This window comes from Marivirga arenosa, from assembly GCF_030503875.2.
Taxonomy (GTDB): domain Bacteria; phylum Bacteroidota; class Bacteroidia; order Cytophagales; family Cyclobacteriaceae; genus Marivirga; species Marivirga arenosa.
The window spans coordinates 1,252,346-1,270,011 of the sequence record NZ_CP129968.2 but is presented as its reverse complement, the minus strand read 5'-3'; the positions used below and the strand labels follow the sequence as shown (position 1 = coordinate 1,270,011).

General features: G+C 34.8%; 12 protein-coding genes. 2 read left to right on the top strand and 10 right to left on the bottom strand.

Translation table 11 applies throughout. The annotated features are described in order from the left end of the window. Nucleotides 1-115 precede the first annotated feature (115 nt). Nucleotides 116-1,252, top strand: a complete 1,137-nt coding sequence (locus QYS47_RS05585) for a BamA/TamA family outer membrane protein (RefSeq protein WP_322347991.1) — start codon at nt 116-118, stop codon at nt 1,250-1,252. 39 nt (nt 1,253-1,291) lie between these two features. On the opposite strand, the gene QYS47_RS05580 is transcribed toward QYS47_RS05585, so the two are convergent. After that, entirely contained in the window at nt 1,292-2,080 is a 789-nt protein-coding gene (locus tag QYS47_RS05580; RefSeq protein WP_322347990.1) for a DUF547 domain-containing protein, read from the bottom strand. 52 nt (nt 2,081-2,132) lie between these two features. Between QYS47_RS05580 and QYS47_RS05575 the strand changes: the two genes are divergently transcribed. Next, nucleotides 2,133-2,855: a TIGR04283 family arsenosugar biosynthesis glycosyltransferase gene (locus QYS47_RS05575; RefSeq protein WP_322347989.1), complete on the top strand. Its 723-nt coding sequence runs from the start codon at nt 2,133-2,135 to the stop codon at nt 2,853-2,855. Here QYS47_RS05575 and QYS47_RS05570 read toward each other — a convergent pair whose 3' ends face one another. The 9 genes from QYS47_RS05570 to QYS47_RS05530 form a co-directional block, all read right to left on the bottom strand. Continuing rightward, a complete protein-coding gene (locus QYS47_RS05570) occupies nt 2,856-5,921 on the bottom strand; it encodes a T9SS type A sorting domain-containing protein (RefSeq protein WP_322347988.1) in 3,066 nt (1,021 codons plus the stop codon). Between the two features lie 177 nt (nt 5,922-6,098). After that, the gene (locus QYS47_RS05565; RefSeq protein WP_302127407.1) at nt 6,099-6,515 is read right to left on the bottom strand and encodes a hypothetical protein; all 417 of its coding nucleotides are present in this window, start codon (nt 6,513-6,515) and stop codon (nt 6,099-6,101) included. Between the two features lie 12 nt (nt 6,516-6,527). Next, nucleotides 6,528-9,788 (bottom strand): T9SS type A sorting domain-containing protein, encoded by a 3,261-nt coding sequence (locus tag QYS47_RS05560; protein ID WP_322347987.1) that lies wholly within the window; start codon nt 9,786-9,788, stop codon nt 6,528-6,530. Nucleotides 9,789-9,961: 173 nt separating this feature from the next. Continuing rightward, a complete protein-coding gene (locus QYS47_RS05555; protein WP_322347986.1) occupies nt 9,962-12,277 on the bottom strand; it encodes a carboxypeptidase-like regulatory domain-containing protein in 2,316 nt (771 codons plus the stop codon). Nucleotides 12,278-12,328: 51 nt separating this feature from the next. Beyond that, nucleotides 12,329-13,045 (bottom strand): hypothetical protein, encoded by a 717-nt coding sequence (locus tag QYS47_RS05550; protein ID WP_322347985.1) that lies wholly within the window; start codon nt 13,043-13,045, stop codon nt 12,329-12,331. 337 nt (nt 13,046-13,382) lie between these two features. Then, nucleotides 13,383-14,396: a 3-deoxy-7-phosphoheptulonate synthase gene (gene aroF / locus QYS47_RS05545; RefSeq protein ID WP_322347984.1), complete on the bottom strand. Its 1,014-nt coding sequence runs from the start codon at nt 14,394-14,396 to the stop codon at nt 13,383-13,385. Between the two features lie 317 nt (nt 14,397-14,713). Next, complete coding sequence (gene trpA / locus QYS47_RS05540) at nt 14,714-15,487, bottom strand: tryptophan synthase subunit alpha (RefSeq protein ID WP_322347983.1); 774 nt, start codon at nt 15,485-15,487, stop codon at nt 14,714-14,716. 238 nt (nt 15,488-15,725) lie between these two features. After that, entirely contained in the window at nt 15,726-16,907 is a 1,182-nt protein-coding gene (trpB, locus tag QYS47_RS05535) for a tryptophan synthase subunit beta (protein ID WP_322347982.1), read from the bottom strand. A 124-nt stretch (nt 16,908-17,031) separates the two neighbouring features. After that, the gene (locus QYS47_RS05530) at nt 17,032-17,640 is read right to left on the bottom strand and encodes a phosphoribosylanthranilate isomerase (protein WP_322347981.1); all 609 of its coding nucleotides are present in this window, start codon (nt 17,638-17,640) and stop codon (nt 17,032-17,034) included. Nucleotides 17,641-17,666: the final 26 nt, after the last annotated feature.

Here is a 17,666-nt window from a genome sequence, read left to right as displayed (position 1 = left end):
ACTATTATGCTTCAGTATTTTCTTTATATATTTCGGATCATTTGAAAAAATTCCATACAAAATACTCTTTTACTTACTGTTATACAAAACTTTAATTTTAGTGAATCGAAAATTCATGAAAGAATCCTCAAAAAACTTATTTTATTCATTTTTAATTACCCTTTCAACAATTCCTATTTTAAGTGAAAATGTAATAGCGCAGGACCAGTTCGATGAAAATATAGTTGAATTAGACTCCACTATTTATGAGACTGATAAAAACTCTTTATTTCCATTACCTGTAGTTTATTACACTCCTGAATCCGGCTTATTTTATGGAGCTAGCATCTTATATAATTTCTTCACCGAGCGAAAAAAGCCAATTATAGCTAGTCAAATTCAATTGGCTGCAGGATATACTACCAAAAACCAAACGCTAATTTTTCTTCCATTTCAAATCTATTGGGATCAGAATAAATGGAGAAGTATAGGGGAGCTTGGCTTCTATAATTATGCTTATCCTTTTTATGGCATAGGGAATAATGGACAACCTGATCAGTTCTCTACATATAGAGCCATATTCCCAAGGGCGAGAATATTTCTGCTAAAACAAACAATCCCTAATTTATTCATCGGTGGTCGATATTGGTTTGAAAATTACGATATAATTGAATGGGATAATACGGGAAGTTTTCAGCAAGAGGATTACTCAGGTGGTCTTTATAATAGAACAAGTGGTATTGGACCTGCTTTAATTTATGATACCCGAGATGGAGTTTATTATCCTAGAGAAGGACATTATCTAGAGAGTTATACTGAGTTTAACCATAGCGTGACAGGGAGTACACATAATTATGGAACAGTATCGCTAGATTACGCCTATTATAAATCGATCACAGATAAAACGGTTTTAGCCAGCAATGCATTTGTGGTCAACAACTTTGGAGATGTCCCTTTCAACAGATTGGCCCAACTCGGAGGAAATAAGAAAATGCGTGGCTATTTTCAGGGGTATTTTCAAGACAAAAACCTACTATTAGGACAATTAGAAATTAGACAAGAGCTATTTTGGAGATTTGGTTTAGCGGTTTTTGGATCAGCTGGTCAAACCGCAGCCAATTGGGGAGATTATGGCATGGGTAGATGGAATTATGCGGGTGGAGCGGGTTTAAGATTCGTTTTTGATAAAACCAAACATATAAATGTTAGACTTGATTATGCAGTAGGAAAAGAAAGTAGTGGCTTTTACATTGCCTTTAATGAAGCTTTTTAGCAAAAAGCCTGCTAATTTAAATTGGCAGGCTTTATTTTTTCATTTTAGTTCAGTAAAATTTCCTAGATCGAGAGTCCAGTCATAATCCTTATAATTAACACCAGGACTAGCATCTTCGGGAATACAATCATACTTCTTCAAGTATCCAATAACTCCGCCCTGCTCAGAGAAATCTCCTTTAAACCAACTGAATAAAGTAGTGACATAAACTTCTTCTTCATTTTCATCATATCGAATTGTTCTTTGAAGAAATTGTTTGGCAATTTGATCTAATTCATTTTCTAAATCATGAGCACTATAAACCGCTACATAAGGACAAGAAGTAGCACCGCAGTTTAAAGCAAAATGGATTCTACCATCAGTCTCGTCAACTCTAAATTCTTTTTCTAGTTTACTTGCAAAAGGATCTTTCAAAAAACCCATTGATAATTTTACCTTTGATCCTCTAATGATTCCATGTTCTATAAAATCAAAGCTTAACATTTCTCCTCCTACATTGATTAAATCTGATTTAAAGAACGAACCTCTATCTTCAAACAATGAGGGATCCTCAGAAAGTAGAATTTGTACATAGGCATTATACGTATTGATCCAAAATGCTTTGGTTTTTTCATCAGTATCTAATGATTGAGCTAATTCAGAAAGAGGTAATGCTTTATATTCATCTACGTATTTTTGGTAATCCTCTTTGTTTTTAACAGCAGAAATCAATTTCATACTAAGTTTGACAAATTCATTTGGTTCATTATCAATTTTATTCTGACCGTTAGAAGGAAAACTAAAAATTGTTAAAGAAATGATAATTATTAGGAGGCTAAATCTTTTCATTATTGTTAATTCGTAGATGTTTCAATCAACTACGCAATTATAATCTTTATAGATGTCCCATACACAGAATAATAAAATATCTGTCATTATACCGACACTAAATGAGGCCGAAAACATAAGTACCCTAATTCAGCATTTGAAAGCCAATAGTGGGCATAGTGATATAGAAATAATCGTAAGTGATGCTAAAAGCGAAGACCATACTGCTGAAATTGCTTCAAAATTGGGAGTAATAACAATCAGCACAAAAAAAGCTTCTAGAGCACATCAAATGAATGAAGGAGCTAAAATTGCAAAAGGTGATATTTTATATTTTGTACATGCCGATGCAAAACCTCCCAAAAGTTTTGTACAAGATATCCAACAGTCAGTACATTCAGGAAATGATTTTGGATGTTATCGCTTTAAATTTGATTCTAAAAGTCCACTTTTAGCCGTTAATTCATTTTTTACCCGTTTCAAATTCTTATGGTGTAGAGGTGGTGATCAAACACTATTCATCAAAAAATCAATTTTTAATGAAAATAGAGGCTTCAATGAAGAATATATTTTAATGGAGGATTTTGAGCTCATAAAGCGATTATGGAAAAATTACCGATTTGGAATTATACCAAAATCTGTATTAGTCTCTGCAAGAAAATATGAATTCAATAGCTATTGGAAAGTCAATACAGCCAATCTCAAAATATTCAGAATGTTTTTAAAAGGTTATCCTCCTCAACTATTAAAAGAGAAATATTTTCAATTGATAAACCATCCTAAAGGATCAAAATAGCTATTCCTTCACAAACCTTTTGATCTCATTATTCCCTTCTAATCGAATAAAGTATAATCCAGATCTCAGATGTTGAACATTAATAGTCGTGATTTTATTTTGAATTGGAGCTTCCAATATCAGTTTTCCATTTAAATCATAAAGATAGATTTGATTAGAATTACCAGTATGGAAAATTTTTAGGTTTTGAAAAACAGGATTTGGATAAACTAAGTATTCAGTATCTTTCACCTCTTTAAGCACTGTTAAACTCCTAACCTCATAAGTCCCTTCAATGCTACAAGCATTCTCATCTGTTACTATAACTGAATAAGTACCAACAGGAATATTATCATTTAAAGCCGTTGTAGCTCCATTACTCCACTCAATATTATATTCTCCAGTGCCCCCAGCAACACTTAATTCAATGGAACCATTATCCAAGAAACCTTCAGTCTCAATTATCTTAGCAGATAATTGTAAAGGTTCGGGATTCTGTATAATAACCGTGTCAGAAATTGAACAATCTTGAGCATCCAGAGCTGTAATAATATATTCTCCGGCTTTTAAACCTTCAAATAAATTTGTTTCTACTGCTGTTCCAGAATTTAATATATACCGATAGGGCTTTATTCCCTCTATTAGATTTACTTCAATTGAACCATCATTTGCATTATAGCAGCTAATATTTTCTACAATTATATTTTCAAATGTGAAATCTTCACAAGGGTCTTTTATCACTTGGAAGCTAATTGTGGCAGTATTCGCCTTATATTCATCATTACCATCTTGAGTTACTCTAACAGTTACATCACCGGGAATTCCACTTAAAGCAACAATTGAATCTCGAATACTGGCGGGGCCAGATATTTCGTATCTCAAAGGCAATTCACTTGTTGTTGAAGCTATAACTACAAAATCAGCATCAGTTGTTAACTTATCAGGAATAGTATTAATAGTAATTGTCTGGGATAATTTATTAACTGTTAAAATTTTATTTACTACGGGAGCAGCAAGAAAACTATCATTACCTGCTTGACTCGCACTAAGAGTAGTTTGTCCTGCTCCAGTAATAGTTACAATATCACCTTGTATAGTTGCTACAGCATGATTACTTGAGGTATAGCTAATTTCCAGTCCACTGCTAGCAGTAGCATTCAATGCAAAATCTAGATCATTCACTTTTTTGGATTCCAAATCTGGGAAATTTATGGTTTGAGTGTCTCTACCATTTGAAATTTCCCATTCAAAACCTGAAGTACTGTAAGTATCATCCCATACTATATATATGGTTTGATTTTGACTCAAAGTAATTCTTAATTCAGATTGTAATCCTCCAAAATCATCATTCTCTGCAATAATCGAATTGCAATCCCTATATAATTTTAAGTCTGTATTTACTGTGGTATAGCCAACTGAGCTGATGATATATTCTCTTTCTTCAGGTGCTGTAAATTCATAAATAGCAGGAGAACTTGCTAAAGTATTAATCCCAAAAGAAGCTACTGAAGCATTATCGCAATCTATTTGTGGACTTTGCTCAACACAAAAAGAAGCTGATAGACTACTGCCAAAATCGGAACCAGTTAAAATTTCTGCTCCATTTGAGTCTGTTAAGGTAAATGAACCTGTCCCAAACTGGCAACAAATACCATCATCTTGGGAATCATAGATTGTAAACTCATAATTTCCATCTCCAAAATCAAAAGACTCTATATATTCAGTATTATCATTATAGGTGATTGAATCTTTTTGAACAATTTCACCATTTAGCGATAATTCCCAAGTAGTTTCACTTCCAAAATCATCCGTATTTAAAACAAATTGTAATGGACCAACATAACAGCCTAATGTATTAAAATTGAATACATCAGAATATTCTCCCTTTGCCCCGTCAGAACATATTGAAGCAATTCTTATCTCATAATTTTGTCCAGCGATTAAGTCTACTAATTCTATAGAATTTAACTCAGTTGTTACCGTAAATCCATTATACCAAACCTCATAACTTGAAGCCTCAGGATTAGTGTCCCAACTTATATTCAAAGAAGTTTCAGTTCTATTAACTAAAGATATTTCTAATGGAGGTGCTAAAGTACAATCTTCATAAACCTGACCTAAATTTTCTCTGAAACCACCCGTTTCGAATAAAGCCTGAGAGCGTAACTTTTGTCCTTCTGTAAACATATTCATGCAATCATCATCCACGTAATCCATATAATTCATGAACATATCACTAGTGCTTGTCGTATTTTCACTGCAAGATTTGGAAGGATAGGATGGGCATCCAACATTTGAACTTCCTGCTATTGGAGTGTCCTCTACTTCATCATCCACAGAACAACCACCATCACCCCAGATATGAAATAAATTTAAATAATGACCGATTTCATGGGTGGTAGTTCTACCCTTGTCAAAAGGCGCTCCTAAATAAAAATCATTATTGTTATCATAATCAGAACTTCCGAAATAGTAAGGGCTCACCACAATTCCATCTGTAGCATAGTCCCCACCTGGAAATTGAGCGTAGCCTAGTATATCACCCACTAAGGGAACCACCCAAATGTTGAGGTGTGTTTCTGGCGTAATCGCATCAACACCACCTGAAGATGAACTTTTCATTTCATCATTGGTATTCCAAGCGGTAACTGTAGAAGCCTTTCGGCTAATTCCTTCTAATCTGAATGTTAAACGATAATCCGTTACTAAATTTTTGAATTCGGCTGGAACATTCACTGTATCGCTGTTTAAAGCTCTAAAATCTTCATTTATTACTGCAATTTGCGAAGCAATTTGTTCATTACTTATATTTTGATCTAATGAATCTTGATCATATATAACATGAACATAAACTGGTATCTCTCTGTAAGTATTATTTTGAGTAGTTCTTGAAAATCTTCTTGATAATAAAAACTCCTCAGTTTGTTTCTGAATAGTTAAAAACCGATTCTTATAGGTCGGATTGGATAAAAGCTTTTGATTATGGATTGTTTGAGCAGCACAATTTCTAGAAGGTAGTATTTGAGATTGAGCTTGGAAACTCAATACCGTCAAAAAACAAAATACTGTGAAAAATATACTTCTCATTTAATAACTTAAGTACTTATGTTAACTTATAAAGTTAAAAATTTTAATATGGTTTAAAGTCTTATAAAACTGTAATTATAAAAATTTAGTTTCAACTGTATGATTCGATAGGACTTAAAATAAAAAGAGCATTCGTTAGCTAACAAATGCTCTTTTAGAAAAAATAATGATATAATTTTAATTCATCACGAATTCATAGGTACCATACTCTCCTCTTCCTGTCTCCTCTTGATACACAATTACTACAGTTAATATTCCATTATTAACATTCGCAGTAAATAATCTACCGTCTTCTCTTATAAACTCATCCTCCACTTCTGTGTTCTGTACCTCAAAAGTTCCACTTTGAGGCCATACTGGGCTACCATTTTCAGTGCTGTAGCTCTTGTCAGTAATAGTGATACTGAAGTTTTCAAAGTCAGAAATCACAGCCTGGTCTTTTCTTATTTCGCTAGCCGTCCATGTTCCCTGCAAAGCCTCAATTACAGCATTTGCCGTTTCTTCGTCTATTTCTGATGCATCATCTGGGTTACATGAGAACATCATGATGGCCGCCATCATCATTAAGCTTATATATTTAAATAGTATTTTCATTTCTAATATCTTTTATTCTTTAATAAATCTGTAAAGCTGGTTATCTCCATCCATTTTGATGAAATACAAGCCTGCTGGTAGTTGACTTACATTGATTTCACTTTTCGATCCATCAAGGTTCATCTCATTTAGAATTTTACCTCTCACATCATACAATTGTATCAACTTAACTTCTTCATCATACTCGATTTGTATGATATCCTTTGCAGGATTTGGGAAAATGCTAATAGCTTTCGATAAAGTTTCAGCATTTGCCGTGACTCCACCAATTGTAAAGCTCTTTTCAATATTACAACCATTTTCATCTGTAACTGTAACTGAATATTCTCCCACTTCTAATTCTTCAATGGATGCGGTAGTAGCATCATTACTCCAGCTATAAGTATATTCACCTGTACCACCCGTCACACTCAAACTAATACTTCCATTACCTAATATACTATTGCTATTCACTACCTCTGCAGTAATTTCTAGTGGATCAGGGCTCGTGATGGTAGCGGTTGCTGTTGCAGTACATCCATTAGCATCGGTTACCACTACAGAATATTCACCTGGAGCTAAAGTTGTGAAGATATTTTCCCGAACTGCATCAGCTTCATTTAAACTATAGCTAAATGGGGCGGTTCCAGCTGTAGGATCAATAACAATAATTCCCTGGTCATCTCCTGCACACACTGAATTTGTTACTGTCGCTGTAACAGTAAAATCTAAACAAGGATCTTCTGTAACATCAAAGCTTACTGATTCGGTAGCTGGATTAAAGTCATCATTTCCGGCTTGACTTACCGTAACTTCAACAGTCCCCACAGTCCCATCTAATGTAATGCTTGTACCCTCGATTGTGGCAGGCCCACTCACTTCATAAGTTAAATCTAATTCACTAGTCGTACTCGCCTCAACATCAAAAGAAGAATCCGTTGTGAATTTATCTGGTATTGAAGTAATGCTGATGGTTTGGTCGCTTCTTGAATTAATAACCTCAAAACTAACTTGTGCTGAAGCTGAATTATAATTAGCATTTCCAGACTGAGAAACTGTTACGGTTACGGTGCCTACAGTTCCCTCTAATGTAATAGTGTTGCCTGAAATTGACGCAGGCCCTGAAACCTCATAGATTAAGGCTAAACCACTTGCTGTGCTAGCCGTAACATCAAAATCAGCAGCTGTTACTTCTTTATCTGAAATAGCTGTAATTGATATGGTCTGATTCGCCTTATTAACTACTAATTCCTGACTAACTGGAGAAGCTGGATTATAAGTTCCATCTCCTTCTTGACTAGCAGTTATGGTTGCAGTTCCTGCCCCAACTACAGTAACTGTAGATCCACTTATTGTGGCTACATTTGGATTACTACTTTCATACGTAAGCGCTCGGCCCGATGAAGCTGAGCCACTTAAATCAAAATTAGCACCCCCAAAGCTTACTGCGGGCAAAGCATCAAAGGTAATAGTTTGGTTTGTCTTATTTGGATCAGTAACTAAAAACTCCTGAGTTACATCCTGAGCTGCATTATAATTATCGTTACCTGCTTGAGAAGCAGTTACTACGACAGTTCCTGTTTCCCATGTAAAACTTATAAAGTTGCCAGATACGGTAGCAGGTCCTGTTACAGAATAACTAAGGTTTAACCCGCTTGTTGAAGATCCATTGATTTCAAAATCAGCGTCTGAAACTAACTTATTTGTAATCGGATCTAATGTAATAGTTTGATCTGCCTTATTTACGGTTAAGATTTGTTCTACAGGTTCTGCAGCATTAAATTCAGTATTCCCATCTTGGGAAGCAGTAATGGTTGTAGTACCAGCTCCGACAATCGTTACGGTAGAACCAATTACCGTGGCCACAGCAGTATTTGAGCTAGAGTATCCCACATCTAAATCAGAGGATGCTGATGCAGTCAAATCAAAATTAGCATCTCCGAAAGTCTTGCTGTCTAAATTGTTAAAAATTATTTCTTGGTCTTGCTTCTCGTAAGAGTAATCTAAATCAAAATCCAAGGATTTAGTCCCTCTAATATTCCATTTTATAAAGATTTCATCATTAGCAGAAAGATTAGTAACTTCTTCATTGCCAAAACCATCTAATAATTTGGTAAAATCTCCACAGCTTCCCTTATATATTTCGTAAGTAAAAAAAGAACTATTTGGAGATATTGAAACAGTGGCATTATTATTCAAGATTTCAAAAGAATACCAATAGTCCGCATAATTGTCTTCTGTAAGGATATTTTGGCCTTCAATTGCCACTTTGGCATTGGAACAAATATCGCCCTCTAAAAATGCTTGAGTAGCAATATTCCAATCAAAATTATTTCCGTCTGACAAATTCCAACGAATCAACACTTGTTCTTCAGGATCTAAAGAACTCAAAAAGATATTTCCATTGCCTGATCCTAAAAATTCAAGAGCATCACAGGCATTCCTATAAACATGAACATTATTATCAACAGAACTAGTAACTTCCAATCTCCCTCCCTCAGCTGGTATGGTATAGGAAAACCAGAAAAATGGAGCATTTGAAGAGGGAACTGAATTGATTCCGTCAGTTGCAATCTCTGCTAAATCGCATTTTTCACCCGCAGCAAAATCATCTAACGAAAGGTTCCAATCAACATCCCCTGTTCCGTCTAAAGTGAACTTTATATTTATGACCTCATTGGGTCTTGGATTCTGAGTGACCAAATCATCATTTTGGTTGAAGAAATTGGAAGCTCTAAATTCGGTACAATTTTCACCATAGACTTCAATTCTAGAATTTAAAGGATTAGAAATAGTTAGTATCTTTTCTTCAGCTGGCATTTGGAATTGGAACCAAATAAATTGATTAAGAGTAGGAGGGATTGTATTAACACCTTCGGTGTCTTTAACAGCGGTAATCGGGTCGTCACAAGAATCTCCTTCAACAATATCATTTACTTCTAAACTGAAAGTTATGTCTTGATTAGACAATTCAAAAGTAGAAAGCCTTAAATAAACTTCTTCTCCTTCAGCAGCTTCCAAATAAGAAATCAGACCAAGTCCACCGCCTAGATCAGTTAAGCTTCCACAACTACCAGATAAAAGTTCAATTTGTGCATTATCGGAATTAGAATATTCTATTTGCAATTTACCATCTCTGGGAATAGTAAATTTATACCATTGATATTCAAATGGCACCAAGGTTTTGATATATTCAGTATTTTCGGCAATGGTAACAGCAGAAGCACAATCTGTTTGAGAATAGCCAAAAAAGCTATAGAAGATTAAGGTTGATAATAAGTAAAGTTTTTTCATATAGTGATTCATTTTAAAAACAAAGCACTAAAGTATATATACAAAAGGTAAGAACAAAAATTAAAAACTAAATATTTAAGTGTTATTACATTTTATGTTCAACCAAATATTTAGACATAAAAAAACCGATCCGGAATCCGGATCGGTTTAGTATTTTAAAAATGGTCTAACTATCAGAAGTTTCCAACTTTATTACCAGTACCGTAATTTATATCTAGAACAAAGTTTTGACCTTCGTTCAAGTTTCTTGTACTATTAATATTACCACTAGAAACAAAGAATCCTTGCTGACCATTACCCGCATTTTGTTGGTTTAGATCTTGTAAATATCCAGTTCCGTTTTCAGTGATTGTTCTTCCACCAAACCATTGATAAGTTCCATCTGCGTTAAATATACCATTTCCTAAAACAATTTCAGCACCTGAGCCAGGAGCACCTTCGGCAGCTACCATTATCATCGCACCAAATTTTTCAGTATATCCAGTGTTGGAACCATTTGTAGAGGTACCAAAATTAGAGATGTTCACTCCAGTAACCTCACCATTATTATTTATGGCAACAGTACCAGTAGGAGCTACTCCTGCTTGTGGATTCACAATAACAGCACTTGGCATATTTGCTGCAAAGAAGTTAGTTTCATTATTTTCTACAGCATCTTGATATACTATATCGCCATCAGCATCTACTTCTAATCTACTTTGAATACTTGCAGTAGTCTGGAAATTACCTTCTAAATCTAATACTCTAACTTGAGTACTATTAAATTCCTGAGGATTAATATTTGCATTAAAATAATCAAAACTAATTCCTGGAACAGAACTATAAGGCTCTACATTGTCATTATTTAAAGCAAATGTCCATCTAGTTTCGAATGCTGAAATATCTATAACAGCTTGAGCTGTAGCGCCTCCACCTGAGAACGTAAAAGAAGGATTCGTTAAATTATCTCCTTGAAAAGCCATAGCTCTAATTCTTGACTTCATCGATGTTATGTCTAAAATCGCATCATTAGCAGTAGGCACTGCTCCACCAGTTTGTAATCTTAAATTAACAGCTGCATTATTAATGAAGTTTAAATCATCTTGATCAAACCAATTATCTTCATCTTCTATAGCTTGTGCTAAAGCTGCAGCAACTGAATCAGCTGTTATTGCACCCGCTGCATTTGTTCTAACAGACAAAATGCTTCCAGCAACAAAAATATTTTCCGTAGTATCTACGTCATCTTCAGTAGCATCATAAAACGGAGAGTCATAACGGAAATCAAAATCAATATCAGTATCAGCAGGGAAACCAGATCCTGCCTGAGATAATGTTAAACCATTAATAGCAAAATCTAAATGCGCTTCAGCATAAAGGTTTTCTGCTCCAGCATTTGGATCTGTGATAGTTACTAAAGGAGATTCAACATAACCAGAACCTAAAGAAGTAAATTGGTACACAAAAGAACCGCCATCAGTTTTAGTAGTATTATTTCCAATTGCAGTAAATCCAAAATCTCTTGGCACTCTTGCCCATGAATCAATCACAAAACCACTACCTCCACCGTTTGGCTCATCAAAAACAACGATTGCACCGTTAATTGCTCTGATATTGTCAGAACCTGAATTAGGACCAAAATTTGCCTCAACAGTTCTATATTCAGGTCTATCAAGTAATACGCCATTTTCTCTATCTATTGCGATTGTTTGATCTAAGGTTAAATCTGGAACAGTCATAGTGAAATTAATATTTGCAGGTACAATTAGTTCATAATCACCTGTTGTGTTATCAACTGCAGACTCACCTACATTAAACTCATTACCGCTGTTTGAAAAGAAATAATTCAAAGAAAATGAAGCATTTCTAGATAAATTATTGGTAAAATTAGCTCTAATAGTTAAATCTTGAGGTACTTCAGGTGTAGTGTTTGTTACATCTGTCTCAATATTAACAGTTCCACTAACAGTTGCAGTTGCAGCATTTGATGAAATTACGGTGATTACTGCAGATTCAGTTACAGGAGTTGGAATAACAATACCGTCAATTATTTCATAATGCACACCTTGCTGTATAGAACCAAAATCTGCTTGTAAGGTAGCCGGCGTAATACCTGCACCAGAGATATTAATTGTATTACCACCGATAGCAACTCTATCAAAGTAAACAGTACCATTAGCAGCAGAAGTAGCAGTTTGTTCATCTGCATCACCACCTGCAGCAGCTCTCAAACTAACATCTGCACCCTCAACTGGAGTACCGTCTAGGTCTACAATTGTCAATTGCAAACTTACAAGTTCTCCAGCATCGTTTAATGCATCAATGTTATTTTGTCTTTCTGCATTATCAATAGAATCTTGTCTGGCATTAGCCGCGTTTTGTTGTTGTTGCTGAAGGTCATATTGCGCTTGCAATAAATCCTCTTCAGTAAATTCATCTGCACAGGATGAAATGATGACTGTCATCGCCAACATCCCTAAGCACATTTTAAGTAAATTGTTGATTTTCATGATTATTGATTTAAGTTAAAATTTAATTATTGTTTGTATTAAGGTTAAAAATTATAAATTAAAGATTGTCATTCCGAAATTTAACATAATGCTGTTGGTGTACACATCTCCCACATTTCCTATTCTTCCAAAACCAACATTATTCATTTGATTTAATCCCTGACGATATATTACTTCAAGGTATCCTTTTCTATCTTCTTCTAAATTGAAGTCAACGCCAAATCCACCTAGAAAATCAAAGTGATGATTAACATAATCACCTCTCACATTTTCTTTGTCGTCAGAAAAAACTGCGTAAGTATCTACTCCTGTAACAGGGTTACCGAAGGTTTGTCTCAAATCTCTTCTTTCAATAGCCGACATATTAAATCCATAAGCAAAACCAACGGTTAATCTTGGCTTAATTTCTGCTTCTTCCATACCAGGAAAATAGATATTAACATAGATTGGCACCTCTATATTGTGAAATATAACTTGTCTATCAACATACTCAGTTACAACATTGAGTCCCGGTGGTTGATCAAAATAATTTGGTCTTGCTCCCCCCAATTGGTTGTAGCTTACTCCAGCTCTGGCATTTAAGAAGAGAATATCATAAGATGCAAAAGCTCCAATATTCGCTCCCATATAAACTCCAGGTGAGTTTAATTGATTGATGTTAGTACCAGCACTAACTCCTAATCCGATTTGTGCTTTAAGACCATAGCCAGCCAGCAAAAATGCTAAGACTAGGGAAAGCTTAATCGTACATTTGAATAAGTATTTCATATTAAGCGGGTTATGTGTTAAAAATTTAATTTTAATGGTTTAAAATGTAATTTTCTATTCGAATTCGTACAATAATACGTAATTTTTTATACAAAAGAACAAATATTTTAAATTTTTACGCAAATTTTTAGTTTTTAATTGCACTTTTCAAATATTAATTGTTCAATTTCAATAAATTAAATTTATCCTATTTTTGTAGAATAAATGCAATATTTCAAAACTTTTACACAAATAAAATACCTACAAATAGGTAATTATCAATTTAATATACCTACAATACAAAAAAAGGCAGTCTATAGGAGACTGCCTTTTAGCTTAAAAAAATTAAATTTATACTCTAATTAATATCATTTCTTAGGGTATAAGTCTGTTTCATTTTATGAATTAATGCAGAACTTTCTTCAAAATATAAAGATTGTTGCCCGTCACTCATCGCTTTTTCAGGATCAGGATGAAGCTCATAAATAACTCCATCCGCTCCAGCCATAATTCCGGCAAGTGCTACTGATTCAACATACTTTCTAATCCCAATTCCATGAGAAGGGTCTACCACCACTGGCAAATGAGATCTGTCTTTCAATACTGGAATTGCATTTATATCCAATGTATTTCTGGTCATATTTTCGAAAGTCCTAATACCCCTTTCGCATAAGATCAGATCTTCGTTACCTCCACTGAATACATATTCTGCTGAATACAGTAATTCTTCAATGGTGCCACTTACCCCTCTTTTAATCATAACGGGTTTATCTACTTTTCCTAATTCATCCAGCAAGTTGAAATTTTGAGTATTTCGTGCCCCTACCTGATAAATATCGATATAGTCATACATTTCCTCTACTTGCGAAACTTGCATAACCTCTGTTATGATCTTAATGCCAGCATCTTTGGCTTTCTGATACCACATCTTTAAACCCTCCATACCAAGACCTCTAAAGGAATAGGGAGAAGATCGAGGCTTATACACTCCTCCACGCATGATTTTGACATTGTTCGCAACTAAGTGAGCGATTACCGCATCTACTTGCTCTTCATTTTCAATACTACATGGCCCAGCCATCACATTAAAATGGTTTTGTGAAATCACATCTCCATCTCTTAATTGAATCTCAGCAGGATTAACCTTCCATTTACGAGAAACCAATTGATAATTATCAGAAACAACATGCACGTCTTTTACACCTTTTAGATGGCCAATCTCTCGAATATCAATATCGCCTTTTTCAAGTGCTACTAAATAAAATCCTTTCTGAGTTTGTACTTCACTTACCGATTTAGTGAATTGCCCCAATGAAGAAATCAAATCATTCTTAGCATTTCCACTTATATTTTTTTCTAGTTGTAATATCATTTTTTTTTAAGATTTTAGAGTCCAGAATCTAGAGTCAAGATTTAATGTGATGCTTCTAGATTTTAGGTTTATTATATTTTTAATTGTTATTGCATTTAACGGTCTGACCTTCGGAGCTGACCTAAGCTTCCATTATATTTGGTAACTTTTACCGGTCTGACCTGCGGTTCTGACCTAAGTATCCATTTTGTTTCATAGCTCTTTGCCGGTCTGACCTTTGGTGCCGACCTAAGCGAGCATATTTATTTCAGGTCTAATCTACGGTACTGACCTAAGCAAGCTACTTCCACCCTTTGAGGGTTAGGAGACCTTTTTGGCTACGGCTTTATCTTTTTAATAAAACCTTTAATACTTCCTTCCAGATCATCTGCATTCAATGCTTTAATAAAAGCACTCCCAATTATACCTCCATCCGCAAATTGATTCACCATTTTTAAAGCAGCGTGGTCGCTAATACCGAAGCCTACCATACGCGGTGTTTTTAGATTCATGCTTTGAATTCTCTTCAAATATTCTAATCGCTCCGGACTATCTCCCCAAGAACCCCCGGTGGTGCTCGAACTACTAACCATGTAAATAAACCCTCCTTCTTGCTCATCGACCTCTTTAATTCTCTCTTCAGAGGTTTTGGGAGTAACTAAGAACACATTTTTAAGATTGTACTGATCGAAAATGGGCTTAAATTGTAATTTAAATTCATGCATAGGCATATCAGGTAGGATTAAACCATCAATACCGACCTCAGCACACTTTTGACAGAATTTTTCAGTCCCATATTTCAATACATTATTACAGTAACCCATAATGAAGACCGGCTTTTGAGTTATCTTTCTTAGCTCTGCCAATTGCTCAAAAAGTTTATTAAGGTTCATTCCATTGGCTAAAGCCGTCATGCTACTTTGTTGAATAGTAGGACCATCGGCTAATGGATCTGAATAGGGCATCCCAATTTCAATGATGTCAACATCTGATTCATCCAGTGCTTTTAAAATTGTATTGGTATCCTCTAAGCGCGGATAGCCTGCTGTGAAATAAATCGTAAGCTTTTCTTTTTCTTTCTGATGAAAAACTTTTTCTATTCTATTAGTCATTATTTTTTAGTTAGTATTAGAACCGATTCGACTACTGTCTGATCTTGTTTCAAGCGATCTGACTATTGTCTGATCTAAGAGCTATGGTCTGACTATCGTCTGACCATGGTGCTGTACAATTCCTTTAATATTTTTGATTTACAGGGTTATTAGTTTTAGGTTTTAAGTTTATGGCAGTTACATAATGGAGTAACTCCCTAAGACTAAAAACTAATTACCAAAAACTAAATAGTAATAATTAATAGTTGCCAAAATTGATATAAGTCTGTAAATCCTTATCCCCTCTTCCCGATAAATTGATTACCACTACATCCTCCTTATTAAAATTAAACTGATCTAATGCAGCTAATGCATGTGCAGTCTCCACTGCTGGAATAATACCTTCCATTTTGCTTAATTCTACACCAGCGTCCATAGCTTCTTTGTCTGTAACATATTTAAAAATCCCTCTCTTGCTTTCATATAAATGAGCATGAAGCGGCCCAATACCTGGATAATCTAAACCAGCTGAAATAGAATAAGGCTCGGTAACCTGTCCGTCTTCAGATTGCATTAATAAAGTTTTGAAGCCATGTAAAACACCCTCACTACCTTTAGCTGTTGTTGCGGCAGTTTCTCCACTGTCTATTCCATGCCCTGCTGCTTCAACCGCAACCAATTTCACTTTTTCATTATTTAAATAATGGTAGAATGCACCTGCTGCATTACTTCCTCCTCCAACACAGGCTATTACATAATCAGGGGCGTTTTTACCTTCCTGTTCTTGAAGTTGGTGCATAATCTCCTCACTAATGACAGATTGAAATCTACTTACCATATCAGGAAAAGGGTGAGGCCCCACTACTGAACCTATTATATAATGCGTATCATCAGGATTGTTGATCCAAAAACGCATAGCTTCGTTTGTAGCATCCTTTAGTGTTTTAGAACCTGAAGTAGCAGGTACCACTTTAGCCCCTAAAATTTTCATTCTTTCAACATTGGGCTTCTGACGTTCCATGTCAATTTCACCCATAAAAACTGTACAAGGCATATCTAATAATGCACAAGCAGTAGCTGTAGCCACCCCATGCTGACCAGCCCCAGTTTCAGCTATGATTTTCTTTTTACCCAAACGCTTGGCTAATAGTGCCTGCCCAATAGCGTTATTAATTTTATGAGCGCCTGTATGATTTAAATCCTCTCTTTTAAGATATATTTTTGCCCCGTATTTTTCAGATAGCTTTTTAGCCAGAAATAATGGAGTGGGTCTCCCTACATAATCCTTTAATAAAGACTTAAACTCATTTTGAAACTCTTCATCTTCGGATATTTTAAGATAATTGGCTTTTAGCTCTTCTATATTAGGATGGAGAAGCTCTGGAATAAATGCCCCGCCAAATTTCCCATAATATCCGTTTTCATCTATTTTAATTTCCATACTTTAAATATTAAGTAGTGAGTATCTGGTATCAAGTACAGCGATACTCTCTTTATTTTTCTAATTATTTTTACTTTTTATAATCTTTGATCTATCAATTATCGGTCAGACCTTTGGTGCTGACCTAAGTACCCAATACTTCTTGAACTTTAATCACATCCTTAAATCCGGGCTCCAATTCCAGTTTACTGTTGAAATCAAGTCCATATAAATTTTTAAACTGACTTTTATCTATGTTAGTATCGTTTTCATCTAAGCCTCCACTTAAAAAGAATGGCTTATTAATTGCCGCTGAATTTAAAACAGACCAATCAAACTTTTCTCCGTTACCTCCTGGCAGCTTTCCTTTTGTATCAAACAAATAATAATCGGCTTTTTTATATGCTTTCAATTGTGCCCCATCAAAATCATCTCCTACCGAGAATACTTTTATCACTTCTAAACCTTCTGCTTTCAATTTTTCAACTTGCTCTGGGCTCTCCTTTCCGTGAAGCTGAACAATATCAAAAAAACCTAAATCAGCATATTCTAATATTTTATCAAATGACTCATTCACAAACACCCCTACTCTTTCTGTTTCACCAAAATTCAATTTGATCAGCTCCTGCATTTGATCTTTACCTACAAAGCGACTTGACTTTTCATAGAAAATGAAGCCCATATAATCAGGATTATATTCCAGTACATCTTTAACATTTTGAACCTCCCTCATTCCGCAAATCTTCTTTTTCATATCTATAGATTTTAGTTGAAAATTTA